The organism is Nonomuraea sp. NPDC049695, assembly GCF_040674955.1.
Taxonomy (GTDB): domain Bacteria; phylum Actinomycetota; class Actinomycetes; order Streptosporangiales; family Streptosporangiaceae; genus Nonomuraea; species Nonomuraea helvata.
In genome coordinates, this window is the sequence record NZ_JBFANV010000012.1 from 104,289 (window position 1) to 118,590 (window position 14,302).

The window sequence follows — 14,302 nt, forward strand, 5'->3', positions numbered from 1 at the left end:
GAGCGGCCGCACCTTCTCGCCCCTTGTTGAAGCGGCGGGTTACTTCTTCTCCTCCATGGTCACGGTCACCGTGCTCGTCTTCCCGTCCCGCTGGTACGTGACCTCCACCTGCTGGCCCACCTTGAACCCCCGGACCTGCCCGACGACCGTGTCACCGCCCTGGACCGGCGTATTGCCGATCTTGGTGATCAGGTCGCCCTGCTTCAGTCCGGCCTTCTCCGCCGGGCTGCCCGCGCTCACCTGGCGGACCAGCGCGCCGGGCACGTCGCCGGTGGCGTCGGTGACGCTCACCCCGAGGAACGCGTGGCTCACCTTCCCCTTGCTGATGAGCTGCTCGGAGACCTGCTTGGCGGTGTTCACCGGGATCGCGAAGCCGAGGTTGACCCCGTCGGCGGCGACCGCGCTGTTGATGCCGACCAGCTCGCCGGCGGCGTTGACCAGTGCGCCGCCCGAGTTGCCGGGGTTGATCGCCGCGTCCGTCTGGATCATGCCACCGAGCGTGGTCGTCTCGGCCGCCTGCCCCTGCCGGCCCCAGCCCGGCGGGAGCTGCTGGTCCTGACCGCCGCTGCCGGAGGTCACCGTACGGTCGAGCGCGCTGATGATGCCCGACGTCACCGTACCGTCGAGTCCGAGCGGACTGCCGATGGCCAGGACGTCGTCCCCCACCTTGAGCTGGTCGCTGTCGCCCAGCGTGGCCTTGGCCAGCCCCGACACGTCCGCCGCCCGGATGACGGCGAGGTCGGTGGCCGGGTCGGTGCCGACCACGGTCGCCTTGGCCGTCTTGCCGTCACTGAACTTCACCGTGAACTGGTCGCCCTGCCCGGCCACGACGTGGTTGTTGGTCAGGATCAGGCCGTCCTCCGACAGCACCACGCCGGATCCCTCGGCGTTCTGGCCCTGGATCATCACCACCGACGGCTGCACCTTCTCCGCCACCTGCGCGACCGTCAGCTGGCCCGAGGCCGTGCGGAAGACCGGGCTCGCCGTGGCCGTCTTGGTGACGGTCGGCACCGGGCGGGCCCCCTCCGCCACGTACGCGCCCACGGCGCCGCCCCCGAGCGCCGCCACCGTCAACGCCGTCACGGCGGCCAGCGCGAGCCCCGCGATCGCCTTGCGCGTGACCACGAACCCCGCCCGCCTCGGCGGCGGGGGCGGCGGAAGCACCGGGCCCGGCCGGGTGAAGCCTCCGGCTGTGGGCGGCTTGTCACCGAACTGACTCCAGCCGCCGGCGTTGTCCTCGCGAGGGGCGTTCGCGTCCATGTCATCTCCTAGAGTCCCGATGACACAAGAGTGACGAACAGCGAGTAAGACCTGATTAAGGCGGAGATCCCCTTGCCCGTCCCGCCCTGATACCGGCCTTATCGCCGCAGGCAGCACCGACACATCCCGGCGGGAAGTTTTTCCCGAAAAGGTCGGCCAGGAAGGCGGGCCGGGCGCGGGTCAGTCCCAGACCTTCCTCGCCGTGTCCGCGACGAGCTCCAGCTTGCGCCGCTCGTCGTCCACCGTGAGCAGGTTCCCCCTGGCGGTGGAGGCGAAGCCGCACTGCGGGCTGAGCGCGAGGTTCTCGAGGGGTACGTACTTGGCGGCCTCGTCGATACGGCGGCGCAGCTCGTCCTGCGACTCCAGCCCCGGGATCTTGGACGAGACCAGCCCGAGCACGACGGTCGTGCCCTGGGGGACGAACCGCAGCGGCTCGAACCCCCCGGCCCGTTCCGTGTCGTACTCGAGCAGGAACCGGTCGACCGGCACCTCCCCGAACAGCCGCTCCGCGATCGGCTCGTAGCCGCCTCTGGACATCCACGCGCTGCGGTTGTTCCCCCTGCAGATGTGCATCGCGACTGTGACCTCGGGGTTCATGGCCTTGGTCGCGCGCACCAGTTCGGCGTCCACCGAGATCGTCGAGTCGAGGATCGTCTCCGGGTCCGGCGCGTGGGGTCCGAGCATGCGCGCGCGGAAGTCCGGGTCGATGACCTGGTTGTAGCCGAGGGAGTCGAGCTGGATCCAGTTCACGCCCCGGTCCAGCAGGTCCTTGATCTCGCCGACCCGCAGCGCGACGAGGTCGCGCATCATGTCTCCGGGCGTCGGGTAGACGGCGTCGCTGAGGCCGGGCCGCCACAGGAGGTTGCCCATGGACGAGCTCATCATCGTGATCTTGAACTGACCGGGCGCGTGCCGGGCGAGGAAGTCCGCCTCGACGGCGGTGAGCTGCGTCTTCTGGGTCAGCTTGCCGCTCGCGGCCACCATCTCGAACGCGGTCTCCTCGGGCGGCACCTCCCCGCCGTCCCTGAACCAGGTGGAGTTGGGCACCGGCACGGGCTCCACCCCGCCGAGCGACTCCAGCAGGCCGGCCATCCAGGTGGCCCGCCGTACCTCGCCGTCGGTGAAGACCTCGATGCCGGCCTCGCGCTGGAGGTCGAGCGCGGCCAGCGCCGCGCTCTCCTCCAGTCTCGCCAGCTCCTCGGCGCTCAGCTCGCCGCGCTCGCGGGCCCGCCTGGCCTGCAGTAACTCGGGCGGGCGCAGGAGGCTGCCGACGTGTTCGGCGTGGTGGCTGGTAGGCATACTTCCTCCTCGGTTCAAGGGGCGCGTGGCGCCCGGCCGTGAGGTCGATGTGCAACAGCCACTCTCCGCCGCCCACCGGCGACCGTCCACCCGCAGGCGAGTTGCGTACATAAGACTCTTGTGCGTACAGTGTTCGCATAACGAGAGCGACGTACGCAGACCGTGGAAGGTTGCGATGTATACAAGTTCACGCCGCTGGCTGATCCTGGTGGTGCTCTGCCTCAGCACGCTCGTGCTGGTGATCGACAACATGGTGCTGTCCGTGGCGATCCCGCCGCTGACCGCCGACCTGGGTGCGAGCGCACAGGACGTCCAGTGGATCCTGGACTCGTACATCCTGGTCTTCGCCGGGCTGCTGCTGACAGCGGGCAGCCTGTCCGACCGGTACGGCAGGCGCCGGGTGATGGTCATCGGGCTGGCGCTGTTCGGTGTGGCCTCGCTGGCGGCCGCCTACGCCGCCGACCCCGTGCTGCTGATCGCGGCCCGCACGGTGATGGGCGTCGGCGGCGCGCTGATCATGCCGAGCACCCTGTCCATCCTGATCACCGTGTTCGACGAGCGGGAGCGGCGCAAGGCGATGGCCGCCTGGAGCGCGGTCGCCATGGTCGGCCTGGTCGGCGGGCCGGTGCTGGGCGGAGCGCTGATCGCGTGGTTCTGGTGGGGCGCGGTCTTCCTGATCAACGTGCCGATCGCGGCGCTGGCGATCGTCGCCTCCCTGGTGCTCATGCCCGAGTCCAAGGGGCCGCAGACCAGGCCGGACCCGCTCGGCGCGGTCCTGTCGGTGGCCGGCATGTCGGCCCTGGTCTGGACGATCATCGAGCTGCCGCACGGCCTGTCCGTGCCCGCGCTGGCCGTGGCCGTCGTCTCGCTCGCCGGGTTCGTGGCCTGGGAGCTGCGTACGCCGCACCCGATGGTCCCGCTCCGCCTGTTCCGCAACCGCACCTTCAGCGGCGGCAGCTTCTCGCTCACCCTGGTCCAGATCGGCAACGGCGGCCTGCTGCTGGTGCTCACCCAGTACCTGCAGTACGTGCTCGGCTACACGCCCACCCAGGCGGGCCTGGTCTTCATCCCGATGGCCGTGGCCTCGCTGGCCTGCAACACCCTGGGCGCCACGCTCGGCTCGAAGATCGGCAACCGGGCGCTGATCGTCACCGGGCTCGCCGTGAGCGCCGCCGGATTCGTGCTGCTGAGCACCATGAACCCGGCGAGCGGCCTCGTCACCGCGGCCCTGGCGCTGCTCCTGATGGGCGCGGGCGGCGGCCTGGCCATGCCCGCGGCGGTCTCCGCCCTCATGGGCACGATCCCGGCCGAGCACGCCGGCGTCGGATCGGCGCTGAACGACACCATCCAGCAGGCCGGCGCGGCGCTGGGCATCGCCGTCCTGGGCAGCGTGCTGGCGAGCTCCTACACCGCGGCCATGCCCGCGACCGCGCCGGACGCGGCCCGGCTGTCGATCGGCAGCGCGCTCGGCCTCGGCGACGCCGGGATCGCGCAGGCCGCCCGCGAGGCCTTCACCACGGCCATGTCCTCCGCCTTCCTCATCAGCGCCGCCGGCGTGGTGGCCGCCGCCGTACTGGCCCTGCTGGTGCTGCCCAAGAAGACCGCCCTTTCCTGACCCTCTGACGCCAAGACCCTCTGACGCCAAGACCTTCTGACATCAAGGAGAAAGACCATGGACACGAACTGGACCGCCGCGGGCGACTGGGGCACGCTGAGCTCGACCGGGCGGAGCTTCTACCCCGAGCGCTGGCAGCACCGCTTCGACGAGCTGCGCGCCGCCCACCACGTGCCGGGCGCGACCCTGGCCGTGCTGGCCGGCGGGCAGGTCTACGAGCTGGCCAGTGGCGTGCTGCACCGGGGCACCGGCGTGGCGGTGAGCCCCGACTCGGTGTTCCTGTCCGGCTCGATCGCCAAGGTCTACACGGCGACGCTGGTGATGCGGCTGGTCGGGGAGGGCAAGCTGGACCTCGACGCCCGGGTGGTGGACGTGCTCCCCGAGTTCGCCACGCCCGACGAGGCGGCGACCAAGGTGATCACCGTGCGGCAGCTGCTCAGCCACACCGGCGGGGTCACCAACGACTTCTCGTACGACTCGGGCCGTGGGGACGACTGCCTGGCCAGGTACGTGGAGGCCGCCCGCGAGGTGGCCCTGGACTGCCCGCCCGGGACGGCGATCTCCTACGGTGGCCTCGGCTACGTCGTGCTCGGCCGCCTCATCGAGGTGGTGACCGGCAAGACCTGGGACCAGGCGCTCAAGGACCTGATCTTCACCCCGCTCGGGCTGGAGCGCTCGATGACGCTGCCGGAGGAGGCGCTCGCGTTCCAGGCGGCGATGAGCCACCTGGGCGAGCCGGGCCAGGACCCCGACCCGGCGCCGGTCTGGGACATGATGCCGCGTTCGGCGGGCCCGGCCGGCAGGATCATCACCTCGTCCGGCGACATGGTGCGCTTCGCCCGGATGCACCTGGCCGGGGGCCTGGCCCCCGACGGCACGCGCGTCGTCGACGCCGCCGCGGTCGCGGCCATGCAGCGGCGCGAGGTGGACGTGCCGGACAAGTGGACCGTCAGCGCCGACGGCTGGGGCCTGGGCTGGACCCTCTATGACTGGAACGGCGTCTTCGGCTACGGTCACGACGGCGCCGCCATCGGGCAGTACGCCTACCTGCGCGTCGTCCCGGAGGCGGGCGTGGCCGTGGCGCTGATGACCAACGGGGGCGGTGCCAGGCAGCTGTACTCCGACCTGTTCCGCGAGCTGCTCGACGAGCTGGCCGGGGTACGCATGCCGGAGCCGTTCGGCCCGCCGGCCGCTCCGCCTGTGGTGGACATGATGCCGTACGTCGGCACGTACAAGCGCGAGGGCGTCGTCATCACGATCAGCCCCGACCGGATCCGGTACGAGTTCGTCGACGGCATGAAGGACCTGTCGCCGCCGCTGGAGGGGGAGCTGATCCCGGTCTCGGAGACGGTGTTCGCCGCCACGGGCGCCGGACCGGCGTTCAGCGAGGGCTACATGCCCGTGGTCTTCTCGACCCTGCCCAACGGAAGCCCGGTGTGCTACGTCGGCATGCGCGCCACGCCGAAGGTCTCCGCCTGAGGTCGGGAGGGGTCAGTCTTCGGTGCAGGCGGTCTCGTCGACGGACGTGTTGATCCGGGACAGCAGGCGCTGCAGGGTGCTGATCTCCTCGCTGTCGAGATCCGCGAAGAGCGCGGACTCGACGGCGGCGATGGCGTCGTGGATGCCGCTGACCATGACCTTGCCACGGGCCGAGATCTCGACGATGTGGCGGCGGCGGTCGGCCGGGTCGCGGCGGCGCTCGGCCAGCCCGTTGCTCTCGAGGTCGTTGAGTATGGCGACCACCATGCTCGGGTCGACGCCGAGGGTCTCCACGAGCGACTGCTGGCTCGTCGCGCCCTGATCGGACAGCAGCATGAGCACATGGCCGTGGGGGGGCTTGAGCCCGTGCTGGGCCAGCGCCTTCTTGATCCGCGTGTTGGCGATCTGGCCCGAGAGGGCGAGCGCCAAGCCGGGACGATCGACCATCACGCCAGAACTCTACCCAACAACAGAATAGTTGAGTGTTTTCAATGATTTGCTAAGCTCCACGATGCTGCATCGACAATTGTTTGGAGCGAGCATGTTCATTGCCTACGCCGTCATCGCGATCCTGCTGGCGATCGGGCTCATCGCGTCGGGATACGGCAAGCTCAGCCGGAACGAGCGCATCGTGACCGGCCTGACGGGGATCGGCGTGCCGCTGGGGCTCTTCCCGTTCCTGGCGGCGTGCGAGATCGCCGGCGCGGCCGGCCTGCTGATCGGGCTCTGGTACGCGCCGCTCGGCATCGCGGCCGCCGTCGGCGTCGTGCTCTACTTCGTCGGCGCGCTGGGCACGCACCTGGTCAAGGGAGACTTCAAGGGCATGCCCAACGCGTTGATCATGTTCGTTCCGGCGGTGGCGGCGCTGGTCCTGCGGCTCGCCTCCCTCTGACCGGTGGCGGCCGGTCAGGCCGGGATCAGGCGCACCAGAGAGTCGCGTAGCCGGGACCGTTCGGTGCTCATGAAGCGGTGCAGGGTCCGGGAGCCGAAGGCGACCCGCTGAGCGCTGCGGCGGCGCTCGGAGTCGTACGCGCGCAGGGCCGACGGCAGGCCGGCCGCGCCGTACCGGGCGATCGCCCGCGTGAGGGCCTCCGCGTCGAGGACGGCCGTGCACGCGCCCTGCCCGAGGTTCGGCGTCATGGCATGGGCGGCATCCCCGACAAGCGCGACCTTGCCACCGCGGACGAACGTGGGCAGGGCAGGGAACAGGTGCCGCATCTCGTACCGGATCCACGAGGCAGGGTCCGTCTCGGCCAGGATCCGCGGGATCGGCTCGTGCCAACCGGCGAAACGATCGCGCAGGTCGGCGGCCGTGGTCACCTCCGGCGCCGCGGCGTACCAGTTGGTGCGGCCCGGCTCGATCGGGGTCATGCCGAAGAAGCGCCCACGGCCCCAGGTCTCGCCGTACACGCCTGTCTCGAAGTCGGCGATGCCGATCCAGGTGACCGTGCCGACCTGCCGGACGCCGCTACGCGTGCCGAACGCGGCGGTACGCACGGCGCTGTTGATCCCGTCGGCGCCCACCACCAGGTCGTGCCCCTCGACCAGCGCGGCCGCGTCCGAGACGTTCTCGCCGAAGAGCACCGGCACGTCCAGCGCCCCCAGTAGCGCGTCCAGCAGGTACGGCCGCGAGATCAGCAGCTCAGGACGTCCTGCCCTGCGCTCGATGCGTTCCAGCGGCAGCCGCGCCATCACCTTCCCGTCCGGTGTGCGGATGCGCCCGTCCCGGTACGGCAGCGCCCGCGCGCGAAAGGTGTCACCGACTCCCAGCTGGTCGAGCGCCGCCTGCGCGGTGGGGTGTATCCCGAACGCCGTGCCGTACCGCTCCAGCTCCGCCCTGCGTTCGAGGATCGTGACGTGCCAGCCGGCCCGGCGCAGGCCGATCGCCGTCGCCAGACCACCCACGCCCGCGCCCACCACAACCGCCGATCCCGCCATGACACCCTCCTCCGTCAACTGACTACCACATCTGTGGTACCACAATTGGGGTAATGTCGCATCCGTGGGAAATCAGGATCGGCGGGAACGGCTGCAGGACACCGCCATCGAGGTGCTGGCCGAGCACGGGGGGCGCGGGCTGACCCATCGCGCCGTGGACACGGCCGCGGGCGTTCCACTGGGCACCACCAAGAACTACTTCCCGACCAGGCAGGCGCTGCTGAGGGCGGCGGCCGAACGCTGCGTCGAGCTCTACCGCGACGTCCCGAGGCCGGCGCCCAGTGACAGGAAGACGCTCGTGGCCATGATGAGCGCGCTGCTCGCCGACGTCGCGGGCCCGGGGCGGCCACGCCTGCTCGCCTATCTCGAGCTCCAGGCCGAAGCGGCCCGCGCACCCTGGCTGGCCGGCATCGTGGACGCCATCGCGGAGGCCGACTTCGCCGCCTTCGAGGAGGCGCAGCGGGCCGCCGGCCTGCCGGTCACGCCGGAGCGCGCCGCCACCGTCACACTGGCCCTGCATGCCGCGATCCCGCACCTGCTCGCGGGCGGCTCGCGCACTCTGGCCGCCGCCGGTCTGGACGACCCCGCCGGCTTCGCCCGCGACCTGCTGGACTCCGTCTACGGCCGGGTGGGTGACGGCATGCCGTGAAAGTCTGACGGCGCTTCGGGCAAGAAGGGGCGACCGTCGTTCACCTGACCCAGCGGAGACGCCTGCATGGCCGTTCCACCCGACCTGACCGACCCTCCCGATCTGCGGGCCGGCTTCGAGCAGATCTTCAACGAGCACTTCGCCGAGATCCACCGCTACATCGCGAGGCGCCTGTCGGGCGACGCCGCTGACGATCTGGCAGCCGAGGTGTTCCTGGCGGCATACCGCGGCGGGTACGACGCCGCACGGGGCGGAGTGCGACCGTGGTTGTACGGCATCGCCACCAACCTCGTCGCGCGGCATCGCCGTACCGAGATCCGCCGGTGGAAGGCGCTCAGCAGGGCCGCCGAGCGCGACGAGCACGACCCCCAGGACGCCGCGCTGTCCCGTGTGGCGGCGGGCGAGGTGACCGGGAGGCTGGCGGAGGCGCTGGCCGGGCTCAACCGCGGCGACCGCGACGTGGTCCTGCTGAGCGCGCTGGGCGAGCTCAGCCACGCCGAGGTCGCCGCGGCACTCCGGATCCCGCCGGGGACGGTCGCGTCCCGGCTCAACCGGGCACGCAAGAAGCTCCGCAAGGCGCTCGGCGAAGTGAACCCCCTGAAGGAGTCCCATGGATGAGTTCGACCTCCTGGCCAGATCGCTGCCCGACGCGCCGCCGCCCTCGGCCGAGGTGGTCGAGCGGGCCCGCGCCCGGCTCTCCGCCGCCCAGCACGAGCCGACCCGGCGCTTCGTGCGGTCCGGGCCGGCACGGTCGTCCGTGCGGTTCGATGCGACCCTGCCGTCCGTGAGGTTCCGGCCGGTACGGCGCCGCTTCGGCTGGGGCTGGACCCTCGGGGCGGCCGTGGTCACCATCGCCGTCGTCATGGCCGTCGTCACGCTGGTGTCGAACCTGACCGCCGTGCCTGCTCCCGTGCTGGTGCCGCCTCGCGGCAACGACGCCCTGCGCCAGTTGGCGGACCAGGTGGCGAAACTGCCGGACGACACCGGCGCGTACTGGCGCAAGTCACTGGTGAACGACAGTCTGACCCGGGTACGGGCGGGCGGGCAGACCTTCAACGCGATCTTCTCGACGCGGATCGAGTTCTGGCAGCCGCGTGATCCCGGCGATCCCATGCAGAATCAGATCGAAGAGCTGGGCCTGCGCCCCGCGACCTCGGCGGACGAGCGCGCGTGGCGGGCGGCCGGGTCTCCTGCCAAGGTCCAGAGGGTGTGCACGCCCGGCACCCAAGCGGGCGACTGCCCGAAGCTGGCGATGAAGTCCAAGAACCCGGACTGCCGGTCCACGCGCACGGTCCAGCCGGGAGGCGTGTTCGGCGACCGGCGGGTGGGGGAGGTCACCGTAGCGGAGCTCGCCGCCCTGCCCACCGACGACAGGGGGCTGCGGGAATGGGTGCGCGGCCATGGGGCGGCCATGGGCAGGATGTCGAAACAGACGGACAACGAGGTGCTTGCCCGTTCCCGTCACTTGCTGGAAATGCCGATCAGGCCCGCGGCCAGGGCTGCCGTGCTGCGCCTGCTCGCCGACCTGCCGACGACCGAGGTGCGGGGCCGGGCCACCGACCCCCTGGGACGCGCCGGCCTTGAGGTGGACTTCGTCAAGGGCAAGCGTTACTTCCGGGAGTTCGGCAAGGACGACGAGGTGACCGAGGACCACACGACCATCCTCGACCTGCGGACGGGTGTCATCCTGGCGGATGTCACGGCGGCGGGGGAGAGCACCGAGGGACTGCCCAAGGGGACGATTGTGGACTACATGGCATGGACGGCGGAGTCCGGCTGGACAGACGACCGTCCCCGGCGGCCCAGCGACTGCCGCCACGGGTAGCGGCGGGTCACGCCCGCACCAGCGTCGGCCCGGCCCCCGGGCCGACGGACCCGCGGCTCGACCGCCATGGCGCTGAGACGGTGTGCGCGTAGGAGACCTCGCGTGCCCCCGCGAACGCGGCCAGGTCGGCGACCGCCGCGCCGATGGCCCCGGCGGACGTCTCGTCGCCGGGGAAGCCCGGCTCCGGGAACACGCCCTCGATCTCCAGCACGCCCCGGCGGCGGTCCAGGCGTGGCACGAGCCGCCCGACCAGGCGCTCGCCGTGCAGGACCGGCATGATGTAGTAGCCGTACCGCCGCTTGTGCTTGGGCACGTACATCTCCGTGCGGAACTCGAAGCCCCACAGCCGCTCGGTGCGGGCCCGGTCGCAGATGAGGTTGTCGAACGGCGACAGCAGCGTGGTGCGCGGCTGCCAGTCCTGCTCGAGCAGGCCCAGGGCGTCGCGGTGCACGTACCAGCGCTCCTGGCCGCCCTCGACCTCGGCGGGCAGGATCTGACCCGAGTGCTCCAGCTCGTGCAGGACCTCGGCGAGGCCTGGATAGCGGTCGCGGACGAAGTGGCGCTCGATGTCGGCGGCGCGGGCCACGCCGAGCGCACGCAGGGAGTGCTCGGCCGCCAGGGACACCGCCTCCCGCCGCGGCAGCGGCGTGGCGGCGGCCCACGCGGGCAGCCGGCGCTCGGCCAGGTCCCAGTGGCGCGTGCGGCCCGCCCTGCCCGCGACCATGATGTGGCCCTGGAGCCAGAGGAAGTCGAGCATGCGCTCGACGCCGCGGCCGTTGGTCCACCCGGAGGACTGCCAGGCCACGCTCGCGCGGCCGTCGAACGCCCCGGGCGGCAGCGGCCCCGCCTCGCGTAACCGGTCGAGCACGTGCTGCCGCAGCTCGTCGTTGGCCGTCAGCCAGTCACGGACCCGCAGCGCGTAGGTCGACTCCCCTCGCGGGTAGCCGCGCATCATGACCTGGTGGATCGGGTAGTCCTCCGACAGCACGATGGACGCGGCGTGCGCCCAGTATTCGAAGAGCCACCGCTCCTCCCACAGCAACGTGTCGAGGTCGGCGGGGTCGTAGGCCCCGAGCCGGCTCCAGAGCACCAGCAGATGGCTGCGGGCCACCACGTTGATCGGATCGAGCTGCAGGCACCGCAACGTGCGCAGCACCTGCCGCATCCCTTCCACGCCGCCGCCGGGCCTCGGCCCGGCCAGGTGCTGAGAGGTCACGGCCAGCCGCCGCGCGGTCTCCAGGCTGAGGGCCAGGGGGGTTGGCATGGCCAGCAGTGTAATCGAAAAAGAGTTCGATGTGTTTCACGTGAGTCACGAGGTTGTCCGGATCTGGCCGGACCTGTCCCAGAGTGCGCGCGCACCATTTCCCGGGTACGCGACATCGGGAGGTACGGGCCCGCCCCGGGCTCGCCGTGCCGGCGGCGTGGAACGCCCTGGAGGCCGGTGTCCGTGCGGTGCTCGGGCGCGGCAGGACGCCGCGCGAGGCGGCGGACCGGCTCGGGGCGCTGACGCACAGGCTGGGGACGAAGGTGCCGGGGCTGCCGGGCGGCCTCACGCACACCTTCCCCGATGCCGCCGCGATCGCCCGGGGCGAGGTCACGCAGGACGAAGCGGCCCTGATCGAGGCGCTGGCGGCCGATGTCGCCCGCGGGCACGGGGCGCTCGACCACGGCACCGGCCTGGAGGCGCCGGCCACCCTGCCCTACGCCGATCACGACCTCCGCCACGACCTGGCCTTCAGGCTGGGGAGCCGCGAGGCGTTCCCGCTTGGCGACGCGTCCCTCCGCGCCGCGCTGGCCGGCCTCGGCCTCGACCCCGCCGCCTGCCATGAACGGTGGCGCCCATGGCGGTCACTGGCGGCGGTCCACCTGATGGCGCACGGCGACGGCCTGTGACCGTCAGGAGTCCGCGCCCCACCACCCGCGGCGCGCGGCGAGCAGCCCGGCCTGGAAGCGCGTGCGGGCGCCCAGCCGGTCCATGAGCTCGCTGACCCGCCGGTGCACGGTACGCAGGCTCACCCCGAGCTGACGCGCGACGGACTCGTCCTTGAGCCCGGCCGCCAGCAGCGTGAACAGCTCCGGATCCGGCAGCTCGGCGGGGGAGGAGGCGGCGGCCGAGGTGGCCGGCAGCGGCAGCGCCGACCGCCACAGGACCTCGAACAGCGTGACCAGCGCGTCGAGCAGCGTCGAGGAGTGCACGATGACCGCGCTGTCGGCGTAGGCGGACGCGTCCGTGCTCAGCGGCAGGATCGCGGTCTTCCTGTCGGCGATGGCCAGCTTCATCGGCACCTCGGGGCTGACCCTGGCCTGCTCTCCCGCCGCCGCCGACTCCTGGGCGAGGCGCAGCTTGCCGGGGATCTCCAGGGCCGAGGCGTCGTAGATGCCGCGCACCAGGAGGCCGTGCGCGAGGCGCTCCATCTCGGCGACGTTCTGCTGGGCGGGGTCCTGCGCGTACGGCGGCCGGTCCAGCACCAGCAGCTCCTCGGTCGCCGTCTGCTGCAACTGCGTGAACCGCTGCACCACGGCCGCCTGCCCCTGCACGACCTCGACCAGCTCCTCGGGGGACTGGTTCTCCGTCCGCGGCGTCTCGGCCAGCAGCGCGAGCGCGGCCAGCCGCGCCTGGGCGAGCCCTTCCTCGCGGCGGGAGATGAGGGCGGCCACCGCGACGTCGGGCCTGGTCGGCACCCACCGGACGGGGCGGCCCGCCATGCGGCTGACCAGGCCGAGCGCCTCGAGCCTTGAGCAGGCCCGGCGCAGGGCCACGGTGGTGCGGCCGGTGTGCGCGGCCAGCTCGGGCAGCGTGGCACGCGGCCGCCGCAGCAGGTCCCGGTAGATCCGCTCGTCCTCGGCGTCCACCCCGACCGCCGCGAGCGCGTTGTCGTCCGTGTTCATGATCGATCAGTGTGTCAGATACCTGCAATGGCACAAATCTGCCGCCGTTTGCGCTAGCCCCGGCGTTCCGCTCCCCGATAGGACGGACTCCTGTAAGACCGGCCCTGTCGGGGAGGCAGTGTTGAAGAAGGCGTTGACCATCGGACTCGCGACCGCGCTGGCGGTCCTGTCGGCCACCACACCCGCACTCGCGGATGACGAACCCACCGGCGACGGCCTCGCCGGCTTCTGGCGCCAGCCCATCTGCCGGACGGTCACCGGTGACGGGTCGGTGACGTACACGCGGAACGACGGCAGGACCATCGCACCCACCAGCCAGGTGCTGCGCCCGGTCGTCTACACCACCGGGCTCGTCGCCCTCGACCGCCCGAACGAACTGCTCGCCATGTCGAACAACCAGCTGCTGAGCTCCAAGGACGCGGGCTGCACCTGGACGGCGGCGGGCGAGGTGAGCGGCTCCCAGACCGAGCTGGTCCCGGCTCGGGGCGGCCGGGCCTACGCCTGGGACCGCGAGGGCAACCTCACGCTCGCCACGTCCGAGGGCGTCACCCCGCTCACCTCACCGGCCGGCGACCTGACCGGGCTCGGCGTGGACCGCTTCCGCGGCGACCGTCTGCGGGCGGCCGACGGCTCCGGCCGGTTGTACGACTCGAGGGACGGCGGGCGTACGTGGCGGCCCATCGGGGTGCCCGCCTGGCCGCAGAGCGACCTGCTCATGGCCTACACGGCGGTGTTCGACCCGTACGACCTGGACCATGTGGTGCTCGGCGCGTCGAACACCGGCGCCCGCGTCACCTTCGACGGCGGCCGCACGTGGCGCACGTCCACCGGGCTGAGCGCGACCGGCGGCAAGGTCAACGTGTTCAGCGCCGCGATCTCCCCGGCCGCCCCGAACGTCGTCTACGCGATGGGGCTCGACATCGCGGAGTCGGAGGCGGGCGCGCCGTCCGGCGGCCGGCACATCTACCGGTCCTACGACGGAGGCCGGCGCTTCACGCGCGTCGTGGACCAGGGCGACGAGGTCACGATCCCCAACGGGCCGCTGCTCGCCCCGCACCCGACGGACCCGGGCGTGCTCTACTTCGACTTCGGCACCGGGTGGTCGGGCATCGGCACGGACATCTACCGGTACGACTCCCGCCTGAACCGGGTCACCGTCAACCACAACTCCTACGACCGGGTCACCTCCATCGCCTTCAACCCCTCCAACCCGGGGGTGATGTATCTCGGCATCGCCGAGGAGGTGTGACGAATGTTCTGTTACTGGTGAAGCGACCGGTTCCAGGGTGGTTGTCTGTTCTTGTGGTACTCGTGGTGCTACGGTGAGTGCCGTTCCCGTTCGCGCACG

General features: G+C 71.7%; 14 protein-coding genes. 8 read left to right on the forward strand and 6 right to left on the reverse strand.

Going from position 1 to position 14,302, the window contains the following annotated elements; all coding sequences use genetic code 11:
* Positions 1-39: 39 nt before the first annotated feature.
* Both AB0J64_RS13810 and AB0J64_RS13815 read right to left on the reverse strand, forming a co-directional pair.
* Positions 40-1,260, reverse strand: a complete 1,221-nt coding sequence (locus tag AB0J64_RS13810) for a trypsin-like peptidase domain-containing protein (protein WP_364025572.1) — start codon at positions 1,258-1,260, stop codon at positions 40-42.
* 180 nt (positions 1,261-1,440) lie between these two features.
* On the reverse strand, positions 1,441-2,559 hold the full coding sequence (locus AB0J64_RS13815) for a cobalamin-independent methionine synthase II family protein (RefSeq protein ID WP_364025575.1): 1,119 nt from the start codon (positions 2,557-2,559) through the stop codon (positions 1,441-1,443).
* Positions 2,560-2,734: 175 nt separating this feature from the next.
* On the opposite strand from AB0J64_RS13815, the gene AB0J64_RS13820 reads away from it, so the two are divergent.
* Both AB0J64_RS13820 and AB0J64_RS13825 read left to right on the forward strand, forming a co-directional pair.
* Positions 2,735-4,174 carry an MFS transporter gene (locus AB0J64_RS13820; protein ID WP_364025578.1) on the forward strand — a complete coding sequence of 480 codons (1,440 nt, stop codon included), beginning with the start codon at positions 2,735-2,737 and terminating at the stop codon, positions 4,172-4,174.
* 57 nt (positions 4,175-4,231) lie between these two features.
* Entirely contained in the window at positions 4,232-5,653 is a 1,422-nt protein-coding gene (locus tag AB0J64_RS13825; protein WP_364025581.1) for a serine hydrolase domain-containing protein, read from the forward strand.
* A 12-nt stretch (positions 5,654-5,665) separates the two neighbouring features.
* Here the strand turns inward: AB0J64_RS13825 and AB0J64_RS13830 are convergent, their stop codons facing one another.
* Positions 5,666-6,100, reverse strand: coding sequence for a MarR family winged helix-turn-helix transcriptional regulator (locus tag AB0J64_RS13830; protein ID WP_364025773.1), 435 nt, complete (start codon positions 6,098-6,100; stop codon positions 5,666-5,668).
* 94 nt (positions 6,101-6,194) lie between these two features.
* On the opposite strand from AB0J64_RS13830, the gene AB0J64_RS13835 reads away from it, so the two are divergent.
* Positions 6,195-6,545 carry a DoxX family protein gene (locus AB0J64_RS13835; RefSeq protein WP_364025583.1) on the forward strand — a complete coding sequence of 117 codons (351 nt, stop codon included), beginning with the start codon at positions 6,195-6,197 and terminating at the stop codon, positions 6,543-6,545.
* 14 nt (positions 6,546-6,559) lie between these two features.
* On the opposite strand, the gene AB0J64_RS13840 is transcribed toward AB0J64_RS13835, so the two are convergent.
* Positions 6,560-7,591 carry an NAD(P)/FAD-dependent oxidoreductase gene (locus AB0J64_RS13840; RefSeq protein ID WP_364025585.1) on the reverse strand — a complete coding sequence of 344 codons (1,032 nt, stop codon included), beginning with the start codon at positions 7,589-7,591 and terminating at the stop codon, positions 6,560-6,562.
* A 64-nt stretch (positions 7,592-7,655) separates the two neighbouring features.
* Here AB0J64_RS13840 and AB0J64_RS13845 point away from each other — a divergent pair, with 64 nt between their 5' ends.
* The 3 genes from AB0J64_RS13845 to AB0J64_RS13855 all read left to right on the forward strand — a co-directional run bounded on the left by AB0J64_RS13845 (position 7,656) and on the right by AB0J64_RS13855 (position 10,065).
* A complete protein-coding gene (locus tag AB0J64_RS13845) occupies positions 7,656-8,240 on the forward strand; it encodes a hypothetical protein (protein ID WP_364025587.1) in 585 nt (194 codons plus the stop codon).
* 66 nt (positions 8,241-8,306) lie between these two features.
* Complete coding sequence (locus AB0J64_RS13850; RefSeq protein ID WP_364025590.1) at positions 8,307-8,858, forward strand: RNA polymerase sigma factor; 552 nt, start codon at positions 8,307-8,309, stop codon at positions 8,856-8,858.
* Positions 8,851-10,065, forward strand: a complete 1,215-nt coding sequence (locus AB0J64_RS13855; RefSeq protein WP_364025593.1) for a hypothetical protein — start codon at positions 8,851-8,853, stop codon at positions 10,063-10,065. The genes AB0J64_RS13850 and AB0J64_RS13855 overlap by 8 nt, the downstream gene beginning before the upstream one ends.
* A gap of 7 nt (positions 10,066-10,072) precedes the next feature.
* Here AB0J64_RS13855 and AB0J64_RS13860 read toward each other — a convergent pair whose 3' ends face one another.
* Positions 10,073-11,329, reverse strand: a complete 1,257-nt coding sequence (locus AB0J64_RS13860; protein WP_364025595.1) for a crosslink repair DNA glycosylase YcaQ family protein — start codon at positions 11,327-11,329, stop codon at positions 10,073-10,075.
* An 83-nt stretch (positions 11,330-11,412) separates the two neighbouring features.
* On the opposite strand from AB0J64_RS13860, the gene AB0J64_RS13865 reads away from it, so the two are divergent.
* Positions 11,413-11,958 carry a hypothetical protein gene (locus tag AB0J64_RS13865; protein ID WP_364025598.1) on the forward strand — a complete coding sequence of 182 codons (546 nt, stop codon included), beginning with the start codon at positions 11,413-11,415 and terminating at the stop codon, positions 11,956-11,958.
* 3 nt (positions 11,959-11,961) lie between these two features.
* On the opposite strand, the gene AB0J64_RS13870 is transcribed toward AB0J64_RS13865, so the two are convergent.
* Positions 11,962-12,954, reverse strand: coding sequence for a LuxR C-terminal-related transcriptional regulator (locus tag AB0J64_RS13870; RefSeq protein ID WP_364025601.1), 993 nt, complete (start codon positions 12,952-12,954; stop codon positions 11,962-11,964).
* 121 nt (positions 12,955-13,075) lie between these two features.
* Here AB0J64_RS13870 and AB0J64_RS13875 point away from each other — a divergent pair, with 121 nt between their 5' ends.
* A complete protein-coding gene (locus AB0J64_RS13875; RefSeq protein WP_364025604.1) occupies positions 13,076-14,203 on the forward strand; it encodes a hypothetical protein in 1,128 nt (375 codons plus the stop codon).
* Positions 14,204-14,302: the final 99 nt, after the last annotated feature.

Bases quoted from the DNA above. Each gene is read 5' to 3' on its own strand.
- AB0J64_RS13840 (WP_364025585.1), bottom strand. From the start codon at position 7,591: ATGGCGGGATCGGCGGTTGTGGTGGGCGCGGGCGTGGGTGGTCTGGCG.
- AB0J64_RS13870 (WP_364025601.1), bottom strand. From the start codon at position 12,954: ATGAACACGGACGACAACGCGCTCGCGGCGGTCGGGGTGGACGCCGAG.
- AB0J64_RS13825 (WP_364025581.1), top strand. From the start codon at position 4,232: ATGGACACGAACTGGACCGCCGCGGGCGACTGGGGCACGCTGAGCTCG.
- AB0J64_RS13815 (WP_364025575.1), bottom strand. From the start codon at position 2,559: ATGCCTACCAGCCACCACGCCGAACACGTCGGCAGCCTCCTGCGCCCG.
- AB0J64_RS13820 (WP_364025578.1), top strand. From the start codon at position 2,735: ATGTATACAAGTTCACGCCGCTGGCTGATCCTGGTGGTGCTCTGCCTC.
- AB0J64_RS13810 (WP_364025572.1), bottom strand. From the start codon at position 1,260: ATGGACGCGAACGCCCCTCGCGAGGACAACGCCGGCGGCTGGAGTCAG.
- AB0J64_RS13835 (WP_364025583.1), top strand. From the start codon at position 6,195: ATGTTCATTGCCTACGCCGTCATCGCGATCCTGCTGGCGATCGGGCTC.
- AB0J64_RS13830 (WP_364025773.1), bottom strand. From the start codon at position 6,100: ATGGTCGATCGTCCCGGCTTGGCGCTCGCCCTCTCGGGCCAGATCGCC.
- AB0J64_RS13855 (WP_364025593.1), top strand. From the start codon at position 8,851: ATGGATGAGTTCGACCTCCTGGCCAGATCGCTGCCCGACGCGCCGCCG.
- AB0J64_RS13860 (WP_364025595.1), bottom strand. From the start codon at position 11,329: ATGCCAACCCCCCTGGCCCTCAGCCTGGAGACCGCGCGGCGGCTGGCC.
- AB0J64_RS13850 (WP_364025590.1), top strand. From the start codon at position 8,307: ATGGCCGTTCCACCCGACCTGACCGACCCTCCCGATCTGCGGGCCGGC.